5 protein-coding genes are annotated in these 23,227 nt (G+C 42.2%); all 5 read left to right on the top strand.

The annotated features are described in order from the left end of the window. Nucleotides 1-2,902: SDR family NAD(P)-dependent oxidoreductase (locus tag F6K20_RS03350; RefSeq protein WP_287293706.1), on the top strand; the 2,902-nt coding region annotated here is incomplete at its 5' end. A gap of 67 nt (nucleotides 2,903-2,969) precedes the next feature. After that, nucleotides 2,970-9,818, top strand: a complete 6,849-nt coding sequence (locus F6K20_RS03345) for a type I polyketide synthase (protein ID WP_287293703.1) — start codon at nucleotides 2,970-2,972, stop codon at nucleotides 9,816-9,818. A gap of 58 nt (nucleotides 9,819-9,876) precedes the next feature. Then, the gene (locus tag F6K20_RS03340; RefSeq protein WP_287293701.1) at nucleotides 9,877-16,575 is read left to right on the top strand and encodes a type I polyketide synthase; all 6,699 of its coding nucleotides are present in this window, start codon (nucleotides 9,877-9,879) and stop codon (nucleotides 16,573-16,575) included. Nucleotides 16,576-16,659: 84 nt separating this feature from the next. Beyond that, the gene (locus F6K20_RS03335; RefSeq protein ID WP_008191786.1) at nucleotides 16,660-22,530 is read left to right on the top strand and encodes a type I polyketide synthase; all 5,871 of its coding nucleotides are present in this window, start codon (nucleotides 16,660-16,662) and stop codon (nucleotides 22,528-22,530) included. A gap of 2 nt (nucleotides 22,531-22,532) precedes the next feature. Then, a partial coding sequence (locus F6K20_RS03330; protein WP_287293700.1) for a beta-ketoacyl synthase N-terminal-like domain-containing protein occupies nucleotides 22,533-23,227 on the top strand: 695 nt, incomplete at its 3' end.

The raw sequence follows: 23,227 nt of genomic DNA, 5'->3' as shown, positions 1-23,227 counted from the left end.
GAGTTTAGAAGCTGGTTTGAGGCTAATTGCCGCTAGAGGCTCTTTGATGCAGAAATTACCTGCTGGTGGCGAGATGATTTCAATTATGGCATCAGAGTTGAAAGTTCTAGAGACTTTGAAAGGGATGTCCCTAGGAGAAAAAGTAGCCATAGCAGCCATCAATGGACCCGAAAGCACAGTAATTTCTGGCGAAGCCGAAGCAGTAAGAGCGATCGCAACTAATTTTGAATCCGTTGGCATCAAAACCAAACAACTACAAGTGTCTCACGCTTTCCATTCTCCTCTGATGGAACCGATGCTAGCAGAATTTGAAGCAGTAGCCAAAGAAATGAGCTATAGTCAGCCTCAGATACCTCTAATATCAAATATTACTGGTCAACAGGTGAATTTGGAAATTACCACTGCCGAATATTGGGTAAATCATGTGTGCCAACCAGTGCGGTTTGCCCAGAGTATGAAAACTCTGCATCAGGAAGGATATGAGTTATTCCTAGAAATCGGACCTAAACCAATATTATTAGGAATGGGGCGTCAATGTTTACCAGAAGAAGTGGGTGTCTGGTTACCATCATTGCGTCCGGGAGTAGAAGAATGGCAACAGATGCTCTCTAGTTTGGGACAGTTATATGTACAGGGAGCCAAAGTAGATTGGTCAGGATTTGACCAAGACTATAACCGTGATAAAGTAATATTGCCAACATATCCCTTCCAACGACAACACTACTGGGTAGAAACAAAAGATAATGGATATCAAAGCAATGCTTCTTTTGCAGAGAAAGATACTAATACTGAGATCGTCAACCTCCTCAGTAAAGGAGAAATTGACACCTTAGCACAACAACTGGAAAAAGCAGCAAACTTTTCACCAGAACAGCTTAAACTTTTACCGAAAATCTTAGAACTACTAACTAAGCAACATCAGCAACAATTAGCAGCAGCAAGGATTAAAGATTGGTTCTATCAACTTCAGTGGCAACCTTTACCTGAAATTTACCTAAAAAACGGCATTCAAGTGAGTCATTGGTTGATTTTTGCCGACAATACGGGGGTAGCAGAGAAATTAGCCCAAAAATTACAACAGCAAGGACATAAATGTAGCTTAGTTTATCGAGCAGATAAATATCAACAACTAGCAACAGGAAGATATCAACTCAATCCCTCTGCTCCTGAAGAATTTGGACAACTTTATGAAGCCATTATAGAAACCAGTCAACTGCCCTTATCAAGGGTAATCCATTTGTGGAGCTTAGATGCTCCAGTTACGGAACATTTAACCCTAAACACCTTAGAGCAGACTCAACTGTGGGGGTGTGCTAGTGTATTGCACCTGCTACAAAGTGTGCTCAAAACTACCAATGTTCCTCAATTATGGCTAGTCACCAGGGGCGCTCAGTCAGTATTATCGAACATGGAAAAACTAACAGTAGCTGCCTCACCCTTGTGGGGATTAGGTAGAGTCGTGTCTCTAGAACATCCGCAGCTTTGGGGGGGATTGGTAGATTTAGACCCGCAAACATCAGAAGAGGATGTAGAAAAGCTGTTGCAATTACTAGTAAACAACTCAGAAGAAGACTATCTAGCTTTACGAGAAGGAAAAACCTATGTAGCCCGTTTGGTTCAGCAATCTCTTCAGGCATCTGTTGAAGCACTATCCTTAGCATCTGATGCCACTTACTTAATTACAGGAGGACTCGGAGCTTTAGGGTTACATACAGCACAATGGCTAGTAGAAAAGGGCGCTCGACATCTGGTGTTGACTGGACGTAGTGCTCCATCAGAAAAAGTACAAGAAATCATAGAAAAGTTAGAACAAGCAGGAGCTAAAGTTAAGGTTTTGTTAGGAGATATTTCTCTTGAACAAGATGTTGCCCAAATTATTGAACAGATTCAGACATCTTTACCTATACTAAAAGGTATTATTCATGCCGCCGGAATACTTGATGACGCAACCCTGCAACAGATGAGTTGGGAGAATTTTGCCAAAGTAATGGCACCAAAGGTAGGAGGAACTTGGCATTTACATCAATTTACCCAAGAGCTACCGTTAGATTTCTTTGTCTGCTTCTCTTCAATAGCTTCCTTAATCGGTTCACCAGGTCAAGGAAATTATGCTGCTGCCAATGCCTTTATGGATGCTTTGGCTAACTATCGTCGAAGTAGAGGATTGTCTGGATTAACTATTAACTGGGGTCCTTGGGCGTCTGGAGGAATGGCGAATAATTTAGCGGCTCAGCATCAAAATCGCATCCATACCAGTGGAGTTAATGATATTGCCCCCGAACAAGGAATGTCTGCCTTGGAGCAACTGTTAGCCAATCAAACTCTAACTGGACAAATTGGTGTAATATATGTAGAGTGGTCATTATTGGCACAACAGTGGAGTAATCTAAATAAAAGTTCATTACTACAGGAACTATTACACCAAGATGAATTACAGCAACAAGATATTCTGAAGCAGAAGCTAGAACGAGAAATTTTAGATCAATTAGATAAGGCATCAGCAGGCGAACGTAAGGAAATTCTAAAGGAACACATTCGAGGGCAAGTAGCCAAGGTATTAGGCTTAAGTTCATCTCAATTACCAGAAATCAATTTGGGCTTTATGGAAATGGGGATGGACTCTTTGACAACAGTGGAATTAAAGAATCGATTACAAGCTCAACTAGGGATTACCTTACCTGGGACAGTAGCTATGGAATATCCCACAATTGACAAACTATCTCGGTATATATTTGAAGAAGTCATGGGATGGAAATCAGTAGCAGATTCCGAGAGTAATTTACCTGAACGAAAAGAGGTAGATGTAGATGAGCAGATTTTGCCAGTTATCGAAGATATCTCAGAAGAGGAATTTGAAGCACTAGCAGCTCAACAATTAGAAAAAATTAAGAGTATGCTTTGATAAACTTCTGAAATAAGGACAGTTTAATTAATCAAAAAGTCAAATAATAAGTCAAGGATCAAAATTCATGGAACCGACTACCAACAAAGAGCAACTATCATTATCCAAACAGATGTTTCTGGCGCTAAAGCAAGCAGAAGCTAAGTTGGAGATGATGGAACTTGCCAAAAGTGAACCTATTGCCATTATTGGTATTGGTTGTCGATTCCCAGGAAATGCCAACACTCCAGAAAGCTTCTGGCAACTGTTAGCTAATGGTGAAGATGGAGTTAGAGAAATTCCACCTGAACGCTGGAATCCAGATTATTTTTACCATCCTGACCCTGATACTCCAGGGAAAATGTATATCCGTCATGCTTCCTTAGTGGATCAGGTAGATCAGTTTGAGCCTGAGTTTTTTGGCATCTCTCCGAGAGAAGCCCATAGCCTTGACCCACAACAACGTTTTCTTTTAGAAGTAACTTGGGAAGCTTTAGAAAGAGCGGGAATTAACCCCCAACAATTAGAAAATACCCACACAGGAGTGTTTCTAGGTATGGGTCAAAACGATTATGCTGATTTGGGTTTTAACCAACTAGAAAATATCAGCCCTTACGATGCTACAGGCAATGGCTTTTGTTTTGCCGCAGGTAGGCTATCTTACTTCTTGGGATTGCAAGGTCCATCTTTAGCAATAGATACAGCTTGTTCAGCATCTCTGGTAGCTATACATGAGGCTTGCCATAGTCTGCGTCGGGGTGAGTCTAATCTGGCTTTAGCAGGAGGGGTACAACTGATACTCTCTCCTCACGTTACCACCGCACTATCAAAATTGAAGGCTCTATCACCGGATGGCAGATGTAAGACTTTTGATGCTGCGGCGGATGGTTATGGTAGGGGAGAGGGATGTGGCATGGTAGTACTTAAGCGCCTGTCTGATGCTCTTAAAGATGGTGACCAAATCTGGGCAGTGATTCGTGGTTCAGCGGTTAATCATGATGGACCTAGTAGTGGGCTGACAGTACCTAATAAACTAGCCCAAGAACAGCTTATTCAACAAGCTCTCAAAGCAGCCAAAATAGAACCATCTCAGGTAGGTTATGTGGAAGCTCATGGTACAGGAACTTCCTTAGGGGATCCGATGGAAGTTAGAGCCTTAGGCACGGTGTTTGAGGAGGGACATAACCAAGAACATCCTTTGAGGATTGGTTCAGTTAAAACCAATATCGGTCACCTAGAAGCCGCAGCGGGAATTGCTGGTTTGATTAAAGTGGTTTTACAACTGCAACATCAAAAAATCGCACCATCACTGAATTTTAAACATCCTAACCCCTATATTGATTGGGGGAATATACCAATAGAAGTCCCCACTCAACTGACACCTTGGCTTTCATCCGGTGGCAAACGGGTGGGAGGAGTAAGTTCTTTTGCTATTAGTGGCACTAATGCTCATATAGTGATCGAAGAAGCTCCTTCTCCAAAAGGTAAAAGTGAATGCGCTCACGAGCGTTCCCTTCATTTGCTAACTTTATCAGCTAAGACTGCAAAAGCTCTCGAAGAGTTAGTCACTCTTTATTGTAACTATCTCGAAACTAATCAAGAACTAGCGGCAGATGTCTGTTATACAGCCAACACAGGAAGAGCTCATTTCAAACATCGATTAGCGGTTATTGCTGCTGACCGCAAAGAACTAGTAGAAAAACTACATTACCAGGAAACTGGGGAGCAAGCAGTTGGACTATTTTCTGGACATGCTAGCAAAAATCCACCGAAAATAGTTTTCTTGTTCACTGGTCAAGGTTCCCAGTATGTGAATATGGGAAGGCAACTCTACGAAACTCAGCCGACTTTCCGTAAAGCTTTGGAACAATGTGACCAAATTTTAGAGTCCTATCTGGAATATCGACTCTTAGAAGTTCTCTATCCTCAAAATGCACCATCATCAAGCTCCTCTCTACTAGACCAAACAGCTTATACCCAACCCGCCTTATTTGCTATAGAGTATGCCTTGGCTAAGTTATGGGAATCTTGGGGAATTAAACCCAATGCGGTAATGGGTCACAGTGTGGGAGAATATGTAGCAGCAACAATAGCAGGAATTTTTAGTTTAGAAGATGGTCTAAAACTCATTGCAGCTAGGGGAAGGTTAATGCAACAGTTACCCTCTGATGGTGAGATGGTTTCAGTCATGGCTAAGAAGTCAAAAGTTCGTGAATTGATTACCCCCTACACAGACAAGGTCGCAATTGCTGCAATTAATGGACCAGAAAGTGTGGTTATTTCTGGTGAAACAGAAGCTATTGCAGCTATTGTCAATCAATTAGAGTCAGAGGGAGTCAAAACTAAAAGACTACAAGTATCCCATGCTTTTCATTCACCATTAATGGAACCGGTGTTGGCAGAGTTTGAAGCTGTAGCTAATCAAGTTACCTACCATCAACCAAAAATACCACTAATTTCTAATGTTACAGGCAAAAAAGTAGACAATGGTATTGCCACAGCCAACTATTGGGTCAATCATATACGCCAGACCGTAAAGTTTGCCGCTAGTATGGAAACCCTACACCAACAAGGTTTAGAAATATTCCTAGAAATAGGAGCCAAACCAATATTATTAGGCATGGGACATCAATGTCTGCCAGAAGGGGTAGGTGTCTGGTTGCCTTCTTTGCGTCCTGCGGTAGATGAATGGCAACAGATACTCTCTACCTTAGGACAGTTGTATGTACATGGAGTTCAAGTCAATTGGTCAGAATTTGACAGAGATTATAACCATCAGAAAGTCGTTTTACCAACTTATCCCTTCCAACGTAAAAGGTATTGGGTTGAAACAACTAATGATTGGGATGGAAAAACAATCTCTACAACTAAGCTCCATCCTCTGATTAATCAAAAGTTTCAATCTCCCTTATCAAAAGAAATCTTTTTTGAGTCTTACTTTAGCACTGAAAATCTGCCATTTTTAGCTGACCACATTGTGTATGAACAAGTGGTAGTTCCTGGTGCCAGTCATATCTCCCTCTTGTTAGCAGCGGCATCTCTAACCTTTGCCGCAACCGAATGTCAAATCGAGGATATTCTGTTTCCTCAAGCACTGGCAATTCCGGAACAAGGGGTGCGAACAGTTCAGGTGGTTTTGACACCGCAAAATAACTCTTTTTCATTTCAAGTGATTAGCTTTGACGACTCTTTAGAATCACAGATTAATCAAGTTTCAAACAATGGTAGTCACATCAGTGACTGGGCAGTTCATGCCACAGGAAAATTGTCTGTTGCCAATGCTGAGCAATCACTAATACCTCTAGAAGAAATTCAAGCCAGATGTAGCCAAAAAATAGATAGTGCAGAAATTTACCAGCATCTCTGGGATAGACAGATTCACTTAGGACAGAGTTTCCGTTGGATAGAGCAGGTATGGTTAGGAGAGGGAGAAGTTCTTTGTCAAATGAAAGTCCCAAAAACTATCCTTAATACAACAAAGTATCAACTACATCCGACTCTAGTTGACTCGTGCTTTCAATCAATAATCGCACTTGTTTTAGATCAATCTGGCAACAAGAATGAAACGTTTGTTCCGTTCAGTATAGATAAATTCACTTTCTATAATAGTTCTGATAATGATCTGCTTTGGTGTTATACCTGTGGCTCGAAAGATAAACAATCAGGAGAAAAATTCAAAGCCGATATACAATTGTTTGACCAACATGGGCAGCTAGTTGCTCAGGTTATTGGTTTTGAAGGTAGGAAAGCTAATCCCAAAATTTTGTTGATGACTCTGGGTTCAGATTTGAGTAATTGGTTGTATGAAGTAGAATGGAGAACCAAAGGTCTTTTGGGCAGGTTGCTACCTCCAGATTTTCTGCTAGATCCTGTAGAAGTCTCCCAGCAATTGGCTCCCAGTCTCACAGAATTAGTAACTCTCTTAGATAATGCTCGCACCTCAGAAATCGGAACTCAATTAGAAGAATTAAGCGTAGATTATATAGTGCAAGGTTTGTTGCAGATGGGTTGGTCATACCAGCCGACAGAGAGCTTCGACTTAGATGCAGCAGCCCAATGTTTAGGGGTAGTTCCAACTCAGGTAAGGCTATTCGAGCGTCTACTACAAATCCTAGCAGAAGTAGGAATACTCCAGTCTAATCAACAGCAGTGGCAGGTTCAAAAAACAGCGCAGAAAGTCAACCCGAGTAAACAAAGCCAGAGTCTACTAAGTCAATATCCAGATGAAGCAGCAACATTGACATTATTGGAGCGTTGTGCATCTCAACTAAGCGGGGTACTACGAGGAGAAATTGACCCAGTGCAACTGGTGTTCCCTCAAGGGGATTTAACCACAGCAACCCAACTGTATAAAGACTCAGCTGTAGCAAAAGTGATGAACACGATAGTGGAAAAAGTCATCATGAAAGCTATGGAGAAGTTACCACCTAGCCGAGGAATACGTTTGTTGGAAATCGGAGCCGGAACAGGAGGGACGACAAGCTATATTCTGCCTCACCTCAATCCTAACCAAACAGAATATATCTTCACCGATATAGGAGCATTGTTTACGAGTAAAGCCCAAGAGAAATTCCAGGATTATCGATTCTTGGGATATCAAACCTTAGATATAGAGGTAGACCCAAGCAGCCAAGGATTTGAGTCTCATCGATATGATGTAATTATTGCGGCCAATGTCCTCCATGCAACCACAAGTCTTAAGCAAACCTTATCCCATGTGCGACAACTGTTAGCACCAGGGGGGATATTGGTCTTGTATGAAGCAACAACTCGATCTCGGTGGGTAGATTTAATCTTCGGACTATTAGAAGGATGGTGGAAATTTACTGATTATGAATTAAGACCAGACTACCCTCTGCTGAATCGGGAGCAGTGGAAAAAAGTATTGAGTGAAACAGGTTTTACTCAAGTAGTGACTCTGCCAGAAGTTGAAGGAATGGCAGAAGCTTTGTCTCAACAGACGGTGATTGTAGCCCAAGCAGCTTCAACAAAGTTAGAACCAACGAAGGAGACACCAAAGGGTTGGTTGATACTAGCAGACCAACAAGGAATTGCTCAACAGCTAGCTAGCCAACTGCACTCAGAAGGAGACGTTTGTACCTTAGTATTTTGGGGAGAAAACTATCAACAGATTGCCCCAGGAGAATTTACCATTAACCCCGACAACTTCTCAGAATTTGAACAACTAATAGAGACAGTAAACGCCAAATCACCATCGTTATCTGGAGTAGTGCAATGTTGGACAACTGAAGCGGGGGTGATTAATAACATCAACTCTGAGGAATTAAAAAACTTATCTAAACTAGGGTGTGGCACTACTTTATCTTTGGTACAAGCATTAGTCAAAGCTGGGTTATCCCAACCACCCCAGTTATGGTTAGTCACTTGTGGTGCCCAACCAGTACCCTCAAGTTATCCGGTAATACCAGGACTAGCCCAATCTTCACTGTGGGGAATGGGGAAAGTGATTAGCTTAGAACACCCTGAACTAAACTGCGTGCGCATAGATTTAGACCCACACCAGACGATAAAGAAGCAAGCTGATGTACTATTCAAAGAAATCTGGTCTAAGGATCAAGAAGACCAGGTAGCATGGCGAGGAGATGGGCGTTATGTGGCTCGATTGGTGGCTAGTCACCATCAGCAGACTGATGCCACTACCGAACAGTCTTTGAGTTTCCGTGAGGATTCTACCTACTTGATTACAGGAGGTATGGGAGGTTTAGGGTTACTGGTGGCTCGTTGGATGGTGGACAAGGGAGCCAAGCATTTAGTTTTGTTAGGACGCCGTGCACCGGATGATGCTGCCAACCAAAAACTGACTGAGTTAGAAATGGCTGGAGCTCAAGTGGTCGTGGAAAAAGCTGATGTGTCTGATGTTGAATCGATCACCAGAGTGCTGTACAAAATTGAGCATTCAAAAATACCATTAGCAGGGGTCATTCATGCGGCAGGGATGTTGTCAGATGGAGTGCTACAAAACCAGAGTTGGTCGAGCTTTGAGCAAGTGATGGCTCCCAAAGTTCAAGGAGCTTGGCATTTGCATCAATTCACCCAAAACCAACCATTGGACTTTTTCGTGCTGTTTTCTTCCGCAGCATCTCTGTTGGGTTCACCGGGTCAGGGAAATCATTCTGCAGCCAATGGGTTTCTTGATGGTTTAGCTCACTATCGTCGAGGAATAGGATTACCCGGATTGAGCATTCATTGGGGAGCTGTTGCTCAAGTGGGAGAGGCAGCTGAACGGGGAGCAGATGTTAGGGGGCAGCAGCAGGGTATGGGTGCGCTCTCTCCAACTCAGGTGTTAGAGTCCCTTGAGCTACTGATGAGTAGTACAGCTAAGGCTCAGGAAAACAACCTATCAGATATAGAAGTAGGAGTTGTGCCAATCGAGTGGTCAGCTTGGCAAGAAAGAGTAGCTCAATGGCCTTTCTTTACAGATTGGCAGGAAACAATCCAAACTACTTCTGAAATATCCAAGTCAGAATTTTTGTTAAAGCTTGAAGCAACAGCACCCAGCAAACGTCGCTCATTATTACTAGCTCATGTCCGTCGTCAATTAGCCCTCGTCTTAGGAATCAATCATCCCGAATCCATTTCATTAGAAACAGGATTTTTTGATCTAGGTATGGACTCTTTGACCTCTGTAGAGTTCAGGAATAAATTGCAAACTAGCTTTGATTGTTCACTACCATCAACTATAGCTTTTGAGTATGCGAATATTGAGTCTTTAACTGATTACCTAGAAAACAAAGTGATTCTATCATCAAATAGTACAGCCGCCAGTGAGGCTGAAACACTAGATGATATGGTAGATGAAGGTTCCTTAGAATCAGAGCTTTCAGAAAGTCTAGCTGCTGAAATTAATCAGCTTTCAGAAGATGAAATGGATCTAGCAGTTTCCCAAGCTGTAAGTCAGCTTGATCAACTTCTATAAGTGAAGTCAGTAAGTAATAGCAAATTTCTTAAAATAAGAGAGTACAGAAGCAATAAAGATGGAACTTAGCTCCCAAACAACCCAACTATCCAATCAGCAACTTCTGCTGCTAAAAATTCAACAAGCAACTGCCAAACTGCATGAAATTGAAACAGCAGCTACAGAACCAATAGCCGTTATTGGCATTGGCTGTCGTTTTCCTGGTGGAGTTGATAGTCCAGAAACTTACTGGAAATTGCTCCAAGAGGCAAGGGATCTCAGGACAGAGATTCCTAAAGACCGATGGGATGTTGATTTATACTATGATTCAGACCCTGATGTACCTAACAAAATCTATGTTCGTCAGGGTTATTTTCTCCAACAACCAGTAGACCAATTCGAGCCAGAATTTTTTGGGATTTCTGGTACAGAAGCAGCCAATATGGACGCCTCACAACGCCTGCTTTTAGAAGTTACTTGGGAAGCTTTAGAAAATGCAGGTATCTCCCCCAAAAGTTTGAAAAATACTGATACAGGAGTATACGTTGGTCAGATGACCAATGATTATGCAGTTATTGGTACAAATCGACCTGACAAATTACCTGATTTTTATTTAGGCATAGGCTCTAATATGGGTATGTCAGCAGGTCGAATTGCCTACATTTTGGGGTTACAAGGACCTACTTTATTCCTAGACACATCTTGTTCTTCATCTTTGGTTGCCTTACATTTGGCTTGCCAAAGTTTACGTTCTAGGGAGTCGAATCTATCTCTAGTGGGAGGGGTAAACTTGATGCTTGCTCCTAATACTACTCATGTACTTTGCAAAGGTAAAGCTTTATCACCTGATAGTCGGTGTAAAACCTTTGATGCCAGTGCTGATGGTTTTGCCCGGGGAGAGGGTTGTGGAATAGTTGTACTCAAGCGTCTTCGAGATGCTCTAGCAGATAGTGACCGTATTTTAGCACTGGTAAAAGGTTCAGCAATTAATCATGATGGGCCTAGTAGCGGGTTTACAGTTCCGAATCAGCAGGCTCAGAAAAAGGTAATTCATCAAGCCTTGAACAATGCCAAGGTTAATCCCTTACAGATTAGCTATGTTGAGTGTCATGGTACGGGTACGTCTTTGGGAGATCCTCTGGAGGTAAGAGCGCTCGACGAAGTCTATTGTCAACAAAGAACTAAGGAACAACTTCTGTTCTTAGGTGCAGTCAAAAGTAATATTGGACATTTGGAAGCAGCAGCGGGAATAGCTGCTTTGATTAAAGTTGTTCTAGCTCTTCAGCATCAAGAGATTCCGGCAAATCTTCACTTCAATCAGCCTAATCCTCGGATTAATTGGGAGCAAATACCAGTTAAGGTTCCGACAAAAGCTTTCCCGTGGCTCAAAGGAGAGAAACCTCGTTTGGCTGGAATCAGTGGATTTGGCATGAGTGGAACGAATGCTCATGTAATTTTAGAAGAAGCGCCAATACCGGTCAAAAGCAAGTCCTCAAGGGCCACGGGTGGTCAAAAGCAAGTCCTCAAGGACAGCAAAGGAGCAAAACTCAAAAGAGAAGAGTATTTAGAACGTTCACTCCATCTATTAACTCTTTCAGCTAAAACTCAAACAGCTCTTGATGAGTTGGTCAGTAGTTATGAAAATTATCTCAAAGCTCACCCTGAATTAGGGGTAGCCGACATCTGCTATACAGCGAACACAGGACGTACTCACTTTAACCACAAACTAGCAGTTGTCGCTTCCAACCAACAAGAATTAGTTGACAAACTTCGACAACAGCAAGAGGGAGAAGAGGTAGTCGGAATCTACTCAGGAGACCTGCCAAACAACAGTACAGTTCCTGAAATCGCCTTGTTATTCACAGGACAAGGCTCCCAATACGTCAACATGGGAAGGCAGTTGTATCAACAAGCACCAACTTTCCGTGAAGCGATTAACCAATGCGAGGAAATTCTCAGTAGCCTAGAAACGTTCCCAAATAAGTTATTACAAGAGATTCTCTATCCAGCAGACGACTTATCAGATTCATCCCTACTAGACCAAACAGCTTATACCCAACCAGCTCTATTTGCCATAGAATATGCCCTCTTCAAACTCTGGCAATCCTGGGGCATCAAACCAGATGTCGTTATGGGTCACAGTGTCGGAGAATATGTAGCAGCAACCGTAGCAGGAGTATTCAGCTTAGAAGCTGGTTTGAAACTAATTGCTGCTAGGGGCTCCTTGATGCAGAAACTACCTGCAGGTGGAGCAATGGTTTCAGTGATGGCATCAAAGTCGAAAGTGCTAGAAACTTTGAAGGCGATGTCCCGGTCAGAAAAAGTAGCCATAGCAGCCATCAATGGACCCCAAAGCATAGTAATTTCTGGGGAAGCAGAAGCAGTAGAGGCGATCGCCACTCACCTCGAATCCGTTGGCATCAAAACGAAACAATTACAGGTATCCCATGCTTTCCATTCACCATTGATGGAACCGATGTTGGCAGAGTTTGAAGATATAGCCAATCAACTCACCTACAATCAGCCAAGGATACCACTAATATCGAATGTCACAGGCACAAAAACGGACAATAGCATAGCGACAGGCAAGTATTGGGTAAATCATGTGCGCCAACCAGTGCAATTTGTCCAGAGCATGAAAACTCTGCACCAGGAAGGATATGAATTATTCCTGGAAATCGGACCTAAACCAATTTTGTTAGGTATGGGGCGTCAATGTCTACCGGAAGAGATGGGTGTGTGGTTGCCCTCATTACGTCCGGGAGTGGATGAATGGCAGCAGATGCTCTCGAGTTTAGGACAGTTGTATGTGCAGGGAGCTAAAGTAGATTGGTTTAAATTTGACCAAAACTATAACCGGGAGAAAGTAATATTGCCCACTTATCCCTTCCAAAGAGAAAGGTATTGGGTAGAAACTCAAAATGGCTACCAACCAAAACCCTATGGGTCAACCGCCAAAAACCTGCATCCGTTACTAGGAGAAAAACTCAACCTAGCAGGAATAGAAAATCAACATCGTTTTCAATCATACCTAACAGCAGAATCTCCAGCCTACCTGAGTCAGCACCAAGTATTTAACAAGGTGCTCTTTCCAGCCACAAGCTATTTAGAAATAGCCGCTGCAGTTGGGAAAAATTTGTTAACGACTGGAGAGCAAGTCGTAGTTTCTGATGTAACCATAGTGCGAGGGTTAGTTATACCAGAAACAGACATAAAGACAGTACAAACAGTAATCAGCACCTTAGAAAACAATAGCTATAAGCTTGAGATATTTAGTACATCAGAAGGTGACAATCAACAGGCAAACCAGTGGACATTGCATGCCGAAGGTAAAATATTCCTAGACTCAACTACCAACGCCAAAGCCAAAATTGACCTAGAGCAATACCAGAGAGAATGTAGTCAAGTAATAGACATCCAACAACATTATCAACAATTTAAGTCAAGAGGGATAGACTACGGCAACAGCTTCCAAGGAATCAAACAATTGTGGAAAGGTCAAGGGAAAGCCCTAGGTAAAATAGCCTTACCAGAGGAAATAGCAGGACAGGCAACAGACTATCAGTTACATCCAGCCCTCTTAGATGCAGCTCTACAAATCCTAGGTCATGCTATAGGCAACACAGAAACAGACGACAAAGCTTATCTGCCAGTAGGCATAGACAAATTAAAACTATATCGTCAGACAATAACTCAAGTATGGGCGATAGTAGAAATACCAGAAAACACGTTAAAAGGAAGTATTAAATTAGTAGATAATCAGGGAAGTCTCCTGGCAGAAATTGAGGGATTAAGAGTAACGGCAACCACAGCCGATGCTCTATTGAGAAGCCTGCAACCAGATATTAGTCATTGGTTTTATCAGATCAACTGGCAAACCCAACCCCTACCATCAACTACCCCATCATCAGCAACTGATAAATGGTTAGTTTTCGCACAGGATACTCAACTGATAGAAGCACTACAACACCAAGGTCATGAGTCTATCAGAGTCTCACCAGGAGATACCTATGAGAAACTAGCTCAGCAACACTATCAAATCAATCCCACAAGTAGAGAACAATTTCAACAACTGCTAGCAGAAAATCCAGGGATTACTCAGATTGTCTATCTGTGGGGTGTGCAGGAGATCGAAAGCAAAGACAATCTAGAAATACAAACAGTTCAAGAACAAAGTTGTGCCACAGTGCTGCATTTAGTGCAAGCAATTATCAACAGCAAACCTGAAACCATCCCAAAACTGTGGTTAGTCACCCGAGGAACTCAAAGGGTAATCTCAGACTCAGAAGTAATCAACCCTGAGTATGGAAGCTTATGGGGACTAGGACGAGTCATTGCCCAAGAACACCCAGAATTAGGATGTAAACGCCTAGATTGTGACCCAAACTTAGAGCAGACTCAAATATTAGACTCCCTAGTAGCTGAACTCTTATCAGAAGATGTAGAAGACCAAATAGCGATACGTCAAGGAAGTCGCTATGTAGCCAGACTAGTACAAAAACCACAGCAAAAACCAATCACCTCAGCGGACCAACCAGTGCAATTAAAACTGTCAGAATACGGAGTCATAGACAACCTCAACTGGCAGCCAATGCAGCGGAAAACGCCCTTGGCAAATGAAGTAGAAATTGAGGTAGCAGCGGTGGGGCTAAACTTCCGAGACGTGCTCAATGCCCTCGGATTACTCAAAGACTACTATGCCGAACACTTTAACATTACTAGCGCAGAGCAACTAACATTCGGCTTTGAATGTGCTGGGAAAATCTCCGCAGTAGGAGAACAAGTTTCACAGTGGCAAGTAGGAGACGAAGTAATAGGATTACTCTTGCACGATGGCTTGAGCAGTTTCATTACCACCTCAGTAGAGTATGTAGTAGCCAAGCCCAAACAAATGAGTTTCAGCGAAGCGGCGACTCTACCCTTGACATTCCTAACTGCCCAATACGGGTTGCAGCACTTAGCCAAAATTCAACCAGGAGAGCGAGTATTAATTCATGCAGCAGCTGGTGGAGTAGGGCAAGCGGCAGTCCAAATAGCCCAAGTTGCAGGAGCAGAAATCTTTGCCACAGCTAGTCCAAGCAAATGGGAATTTCTCCAATCTTTGGGCATTAAACACATTATGAACTCCCGCACCCTAGATTTTGCCGAGGAAATCATGAAACGCACGGCAGGAGAAGGGGTAGATGTCGTGCTCAATAGCCTCAACGGAGAGTATATTCCCCAGAGCTTGGCAGTATTAACCCCAAAAGGCAGATTTGTGGAAATCGGCAAAATCGGAATTTGGGAAAAAGAGCAAGTCAAGGAAAAACGACCAGATGTGAGTTATTTCCCCTTTGATTTACAAGAAGCAGTCCAACAGCAACCGGGTTTAATTGGGCAACTATCAGAAGAATTAACCCAGCAGTGGAACCAAGGAAAACTCAAAGCCTTACCTCATAAAGTATTTCCTAGTACAGAAATTACAGCAGCCTTCCGGTACATGCAGCAAGCTAAACATGTAGGCAAGGTAGTGGTTTCCATGCCAGAAGCCCAAAGTGAGCCCAAATCTATCACAGCAGACGCAAGTTATTTGATCACTGGAGGATTAGGAGCCTTAGGATTGGAAGTAGCCCAATGGATGGTAACTCAAGGAGCAAGAAATATCGTTTTAACTGGACGTCGTGCTCCGAAGGAAACCGCACAAAAAATTATTGAGGAGTTGGAAACAGCTGGAGCCTCTGTGAGTGTATTACTGGGGGATGTTTCTCAACGAGAAGATCTGGCGAAAATTTTCCAGCAAATTCAGGCATCATTACCCCCCCTCAAAGGAGTAATTCATTCTGCCGGGGTGTTAGATGACGCATTAGTACAAAATATGAGTTGGTCACAGTTTACCAAGGTAATGGCACCAAAGGTCCAAGGAACTTGGTATTTGCATCAACTAACCAAAGATTTCCCCTTAGACTTCTTTGTATGTTTTTCGTCTATAGCTTCTATGTTGGGTTCACCAGGTCAAAGCAATTATGCTGCAGGGAATGGGTTTATGGATGCCCTAGCTCACTATCGTCGCAGTATGGGACTGCCAGGATTGAGTATCAACTGGGGAGCTTGGGCATCAGCAGGCATGGCCGCTAGTTTAGCAGTTCAAAATCAGCAACGGATGGAGAGCATGGGCTTAAGTGCCATAGAGCCAGAAAGGGGCATGCAGGCATTGGGGTCATTATTATCAGAATCTCAAAGCCAAGTGGGGGTATTCCCGGTTAATTGGTCACAATTTATCAGGCAGTTTCCTGGTGGACAAAAGATACCATTTTTGTCGGATTTCATTTCCCAAACACCATCATTAACTCAAAAGTCGGCATTTAGAGAAGAGCTAGAAGCAGCACTGGTTTCAGACCGTCACGAGCTATTAACAACTCACCTTCGCTTAGCGATCGCTAAAACATTAGGCTGGAAAGATACACAAAAGATCGGCATGCGTCAACCTTTATTTGACTTAGGATTAGATTCTTTGACAGCAGTAGAATTAAAAAATCGATTGGAGTCAAGCTTAGGAACAAGTTTAAGTTCAACACTGTTATTTGATTATCCTACAGTAGAAGCATTGGTAGAGTATTTAGCCAATGATGTCATGCCGATAGATTTCTCTTCTCATCTAGACCAAACAGAAAAAGCACTAGATGAAGAAGATGTTGTGGCGGACGGCTCATCCCAATTATCAGATATCACTGAACTTTCAGAAATTGAACTAGAAGCATCAGTTTTGCAAGAAATTGAAGCATTAGAAAAGTTAATCTGAACCGAGGTGGCTATTGGTGTTTAAGTAAAGAAGCTAAACATCATACCTATAAAATCTAATACAACCTTATCCTTTGAAAACACCATGAACCTAAAACAAGAACAAGAAAAGGAACAATCACTCTCAGCCTTACAAAGAGCGCTTATAGCCCTTAAAGATGCACGCTCCAAACTAGAAAAATACGAAACTCAAAGCAAGGAACCCATAGCGATAATTGGCATGAGTTGTCGTTTTCCTGGTGGAGTAGACTCCCCAGAATCCTTCTGGCAACTACTCAATGATGGGGTTGATGCTATCTCTGAAGTTCCCTCAAACCGATGGAACATTAATAACTACTACGACCCAGACCCGGATGCTACGGGCAAAATTTCTACTCGTGACGGTGGTTTTCTCTCACAAATAGATGGTTTCGATGCTCCATTTTTCTGCATTTCACCCCGGGAAGTTCAAAGTCTAGACCCCCAACAACGCTTATTGCTGGAAGTAAGTTGGGAAGCAATAGAAAGAGCGAACATAGTCCCTGACCAATTGTTTAATAGTCTCACAGGAGTATTTATTGGCATTGGTAGTAGTGATTATTTAAATCAGCTGGCAACCAGTGAAGTACCACAGGCTTATTGGGGTACAGGTAATGCGCCAAGCGCTGCTACAGGTCGTTTATCATACATATTGGGACTGACAGGACCTAATCTGGCAGTAGAAACGGCTTGCTCTTCGTCTTTGGTATCCTTACATCTAGCTTGTCAGAGCCTGCGACAACAAGAATGCAATTTGGCTTTAGCTGGAGGTGTCAATCTACTTCTATCTCCTGAGACTAGTATTATTTTCTCTCAGGCTAAAATGTTATCTCCCGATGGTCGATGCAAGACCTTTGATGCCTCGGCAAATGGCTATGTACGTGGAGAGGGATGCGGAGTGATTGTTTTAAAACGACTCTCTGACGCGGTAGCCAATGGGGATAATGTTCTGGCAGTAATTCGTGGAACTGCGATCAATCAAGACGGAGCCAGTGGTGGCTTGACAGTGCCTAATGGTCCATCTCAAGTAGCGGTTATTCGCAAAGCGTTATCCAATGGAGGAGTAGACCCAGCAAGTGTTAGTTATATCGAAGCTCATGGTACGGGAACTTCCTTGGGAGACCCTATTGAAGTTGGAGCGATAGGAACGGTATTTGGAAAAACCCACTCCCAAGAGCAACCTTTAATAGTTGGTACCGCTAAAACTAACATAGGTCACTTAGAGGTAGCAGCAGGAATAGCAGGTTTGATGAAAGTAGTCCTGCAACTGCAACATCAACAGATTGCACCATCACTACATTTTAAGCAACCCAATCCTTATATTAATTGGTCTCAATTACCAGTGCAAGTTTCGACTCAACTCACCCCTTGGCAAACCAATGGTAAAAGTCGCATCGCTGGAGTAAGCTCTTTTGGTTTTAGTGGAACTAATGCTCATGTGGTTATCGAAGAAGCACCAAAAGAAGGTAACAGCTTATCGGCAACAGTAGAGGAGAATGGCAATTCGACTGTAAAAGAAGATACTCTAGAACGTGCAGTTTATCTATTAACTCTTTCAGCCAAAACTCAAGCAGCTCTTGATGATTTAGTTAATAGTTATCAAAACTATCTCAAAAATTATCCAGAATTAAGAATCGCTGATATTTGTTATACGGCTAACACATGCAGAAGTCACTTCAACAACAGATTAGCAGTTGTCGCCTCGAACCAACAAGAATTAGTGGAAAAACTCCGACAGCACCAACAGGGAGAAGAGGTAACAGGAATCTACTCAATAGAACTGCCAAACAACAGTACAGCACCTAAAATCGCCTTGTTATTCACAGGACAAGGTTCCCAATATGTCAATATGGGTAGGCAGTTGTATCAACAAGCACCTGTATTCCGCAAAGCACTTGAGCAATGTAATGAAATTCTCCTTGGTACAGAAACGTTCCGGGAAAAGTCCTTACTAGAAATTCTCTATCCAGCAAACCAAGAACAGTCTAATTCATCCTTACTAGACCAAACAGCCTATACCCAACCCTGCTTATTTGCCCTAGAATACGCCTTATTTAAACTCTGGCAATCTTGGGGAATCCAACCAGATGTGGTCATGGGTCATAGTGTAGGAGAATATGTAGCAGCAACAGTAGCAGGAGTATTCAGCTTAGAAGAGGGCCTCAAACTAATTGCAGCTCGTGGAAGATTGATGCAACAATTGCCCGCAGGTGGTGAGATGGTTTCGGTTATCGCCTCAGAGTCGAAAGTGCTGGAGATATTTAAGGCTATGTCCCTAGAAGAAAAAGTAGCCATAGCAGCCATCAATGGACCCGAAAGCACAGTCATTTCTGGGGAAGCAGAAGCAGTAGGAGCGATCGCAACTCACCTAGAATCCCTTAGCATCAAAACGAAACAACTACAGGTATCCCATGCCTTCCATTCACGATTGATGGAACCAATGCTGGCAGAGTTTGAAGCAGTAGCCAAACAGGTAACCTATAGTCAGCCTCAAATATCACTAATATCTAATGTTACTGGTCAACAAGTGGGCTCAGAAATTACTTCTGCCGAATATTGGGTGAACCATGTCCGGCAACCAGTGCGCTTTTCCGAGAGCATGACAACTCTGCACCAGGAAGGGTATGAGTTATTTCTAGAAATCGGACCCAAACCAATTTTGTTGGGTATGGGACGTCAATGTCTGCCAGAAGGGGTTGGTGTTTGGTTACCATCCTTGCGCCCTGGAGTAGAAGCATGGCAGCAGATGTTGCAGAGTTTGGGACAGTTATATATGAAAGGGATCAAGGTAAACTGGTCAGGGTTTGACCAAGATTACGCCTGTCATAAGGTAGCAATACCCACCTATCCATTCCAGAGAGAAAGTTATTGGATAGATACTGACAAAAATCAAGGGCAAAAAGCTGTTAATGGTAGCTCAAGTTTAATTGTAGACTTACTTAATCAAAGTGATATAGAAGGGTTGAATCAGGAATTAAGCTTTTCTACAGAATTAACTGCAGACGAACAAAAAATGTTGCCTAAGTTGCTAGGAATCTTAGTCAACCGTCACCAAGATTATCTGGAATTTAAAGGTAATGTAGTTTATGACTATTACAATTCTTTTGCAGAAATTAGTCAAGAAAAATTGAGTAAAGAAAAGCAACAAGAAAATAATTCACTGCAATTCTTAACTTTTGGAATATTACCAGAAAGTATTCCCGGTTTTTCCTGGCTAAAAATGTTGACTAACTCTAATCAAAACCCGACCCATAAAACAGCCTTATTAGAGGCACAGCAAGAGTTGAGAAGGCTATGTTTTTCACAAGTAGACTTCTCATCTACCAAAAAAGTGTTAGATTTTGGTTGTGGATATGGCTCGGATTTAATAACCTTAGCCAAAAATCACCCACACCTACAACTAAACGGTTATACAATTTCTAGTGGACAAGCTAAATTTGCTGCCAACCAAGTTAATGATTATCAACTGCAAGAGCAGATACAAATTTTTAACCGAGACAGTTCAAAAGATGAGTTTCCTGATAATTACAACCTGGCATTTGGATTTGAAGTAGCTCATCATATTAAGGATAAATCGCTGTTATTTTCCAATATAAGCAGGCATCTTCAGGAAGAAGGTCTATTAGTAATGGCAGATTTTATCGCTAATAGTGATGTTGATATTGACCACGAAGAAACATCATCTTACTTTATTACCAAACAACATTGGGTAGAGCAACTCTCACCAAATAAATTGCAATTAATTAGTGCTATAGATATTAGTCATGAAGTATCCAACTATTTGTATGATGCTGAATTTGAAGAAAATCTCAGAGAATTATATGAACAAAATCATGACGATAATGTTAAGTCAGCTTTTCAATCCTATAATCAGTTAGGTAAATTACTGAGCAAAGGATTGGCTAGCTATGTATTACTAACAGCAAAAAAACAAGAAAATTTACCACAAGAGCAAAGTTATCAGTTGAACCGAGAAATGCTAGCTCAACTGTCTTCTTACTCTGAAGTAGCTGTTAAACAATGGGTTTACGAACTGAAGTGGGAAACCAAAAAACATCAACAGTTGCTATCACCCAATAAACCAGGAAATTGGCTCATATTTGCTGATCAGCAAACGCAAGCATTGAAAACGGTCTTAGCAAAACAGAATCAAAATTGTCTCATCGTAACCCCAGGCTCTAGTTACAAGCAGTTAGATGACCAACACTATCAACTAAATCCCACGAATGCACAAGAATTTCAACAACTAATAAAAGAGTTGTTTACTACCCAAGATACCCTAGAAGGAGTAGTTCATCTATGGAATATTAATACCTCAACAGAAGAGTTGGAAGCTGCTCAAGAACTAGGTTGTGCCAGCGTACTATATTTAGTGCAAGCATTGGTGTCAAACTCGCAATCATCAATAGTACCTCTATGGTTAGTTACTCAGGGAACACAAAATGTAGAAGAGAATGAACCGAAACTAGCAGTACAGCAAGCACCAGTGTGGGGGTTGAGTCGGGTAATAGCACTAGAACACCCAGAGCTGAAATGTAGGCGAGTTGATTTAGACCAAACCAGGAACAGCTTAGAAGCCTTAGAAGCATTAGGTAAGGAACTCTTAAATCCTGATGATGAAGACCAAATAGCAATTCGTGGAGGAGTGCGTTATTCCGCTAGATTGGCAAGGCGAACCCAAAAGTCAATTTCAGAGCAAGAGCAACAGATAGCATTCGGAACAGAAGGCAGTTACTTATTGACTGGTGGTTTGGGAGCATTGGGATTGGAAGTAGCCCAATGGATGGTTAAGCAGGGGGCACGACATATAGTATTAAACGGGCGTCGTACTCCCTCAGAAACAGCTCAGGAAACTATCCAGCAATTAGAACAAACAGGAGCTAAAATCTCAGTCATACTAGGAGATGTTTCTAAGGAAGAGGACGTTGCTAGTATCCTGAAGCAGATTGAGGCATCTCAAGCACCATTACGAGGGGTGATTCATGCAGCAGGATTCCTGGATGATGGTGTTTTACAACAGATGAGCTGGGAGCGTTTCAGGAAAGTTATGGCTCCGAAACTACAAGGAGCTTGGTATTTGCATCAGTTGACTCAGAAGCTACCACTAGACTTCTTTGTTTGTTTTTCCTCCATTGCATCCTTACTAGGTTCACCTGGTCAAGGAAACTATGCCGCAGCAAATGCTTTTATGGATACTTTGGCTGACTATCGTCGGAGCATGGGCTTACCGGGATTAAGCATTAATTGGGGAGCTTGGGCTCAAGGAGGGATGGCTTCTCGTCTAGGAAGTCAACATCAAAGTCGGTTGCGTACAACCGGAATGAATCTTATAACTCCAGAGAAGGGATTGCAGGTATTAGGAGAGTTGCTATCACAGCCCGTTAGCCAAGTAGGAGTATTCCCCATAAATTGGTCTCAATTCTTAGGACAGCTGCCAGTAGGACATACAATTTCATTTTTAGAAGCTTTTGCTTCCAGAAAACTACAAAAAGAAACAACTAAGGATGAAAACTTTTTAGAACAACTAGCACTAGCAATTGAAAGTGAACGCAACCAAATTCTGATCGGTTATCTTCAAGTTAAAGTCGGTAAATTGCTGGGATTTGATAAATCCAAACTGCCCAATCCAGAGTTGGGATTCTTTGACATGGGCATGGATTCCTTGCTAACAGTTGAGTTAAGAAATCTCTTGAGTTCTAATTTGGGTTGCTCGATTAGTGCAGCTGAGTTGTTTGGGACTTCTAATATCCAAAACTTAGCGGAACATTTAATCAAAGAAATTTTGCCAGAGGGGCAAGAGGAAGAAGAAGTTGATCTTGATGACAGTCAAAATACACAAAACCTAGATTCTGCCCAGATAGAAACTCAAGGAAAAGTTGATCATGCGATTGCTGCTGAGTTACAAGAAATCAAGAATTTACTGAAGGAGGGTAACTGACAATGAGCAATGTTTCTAAAACAACCCAACAAGATGTATCCTCTCAAGAGGTGCTTCAAGTATTACAAGAAATGCGGAGTAGGCTTGAAGCAGTCAACAAAGCAAAAACTGAACCAATCGCTATTGTGGGCATGGCCTGTCGGTTTCCTGGTGGAGCTAATGACCCATCTACATATTGGCGCTTATTACATGATGGAATAGATGCTATTACACCAGTACCACCTCACCGTTGGGATGTTAATGCTCATTACGAGCCTAACCCAGAAATTCCAGGAAAAGCCTACACCAAACAGGGTGGATTTATTGAGCAAGTTGACCAGTTCGACCCTTTGTTTTTTGGTATTTCTCCTCGGGAGGCAATTAGTTTAGATCCTCAGTACAGACTACTTTTAGAAGTTACCTGGGAAGCTCTGGAAAATGCTGGGCAAACATGGACTAACCTTAAGAATAGTAAAACAAGTGTATTCATGGGCGTCTCCACGGATGACTATGCGAGTCTGAGTAATCCTATTCTTATTAATAATCGAAGTCTTGGTGTAGGTCGTATTTCTCATTTACTTGGTTTACAAGGGTCTAATATACAGTTAGATACAGCTTGTTCAAGTTCTTTAGTTGCGATCCATCTAGCTTGTCAAAGTTTGCGATCAGGAGAATCTAATTTAGCATTAGTAGGTGGAGTGAATTTAATCTTATCACA

It is taken from the genome of Moorena sp. SIO2C4, assembly GCF_010672485.1.
Classification (GTDB): domain Bacteria; phylum Cyanobacteriota; class Cyanobacteriia; order Cyanobacteriales; family Coleofasciculaceae; genus Moorena; species Moorena producens.
Note: the sequence above shows the minus strand (reverse complement) of the source record. Positions and strands in the feature narration are given on the sequence as shown.

What these genes read in the sequence shown, in the direction of transcription:
- F6K20_RS03345 (WP_287293703.1), top strand. Translation starts at nt 2,970, where the DNA reads ATGGAACCGACTACCAACAAAGAGCAACTATCATTATCCAAACAGATG.
- F6K20_RS03340 (WP_287293701.1), top strand. Translation starts at nt 9,877, where the DNA reads ATGGAACTTAGCTCCCAAACAACCCAACTATCCAATCAGCAACTTCTG.
- F6K20_RS03335 (WP_008191786.1), top strand. Translation starts at nt 16,660, where the DNA reads ATGAACCTAAAACAAGAACAAGAAAAGGAACAATCACTCTCAGCCTTA.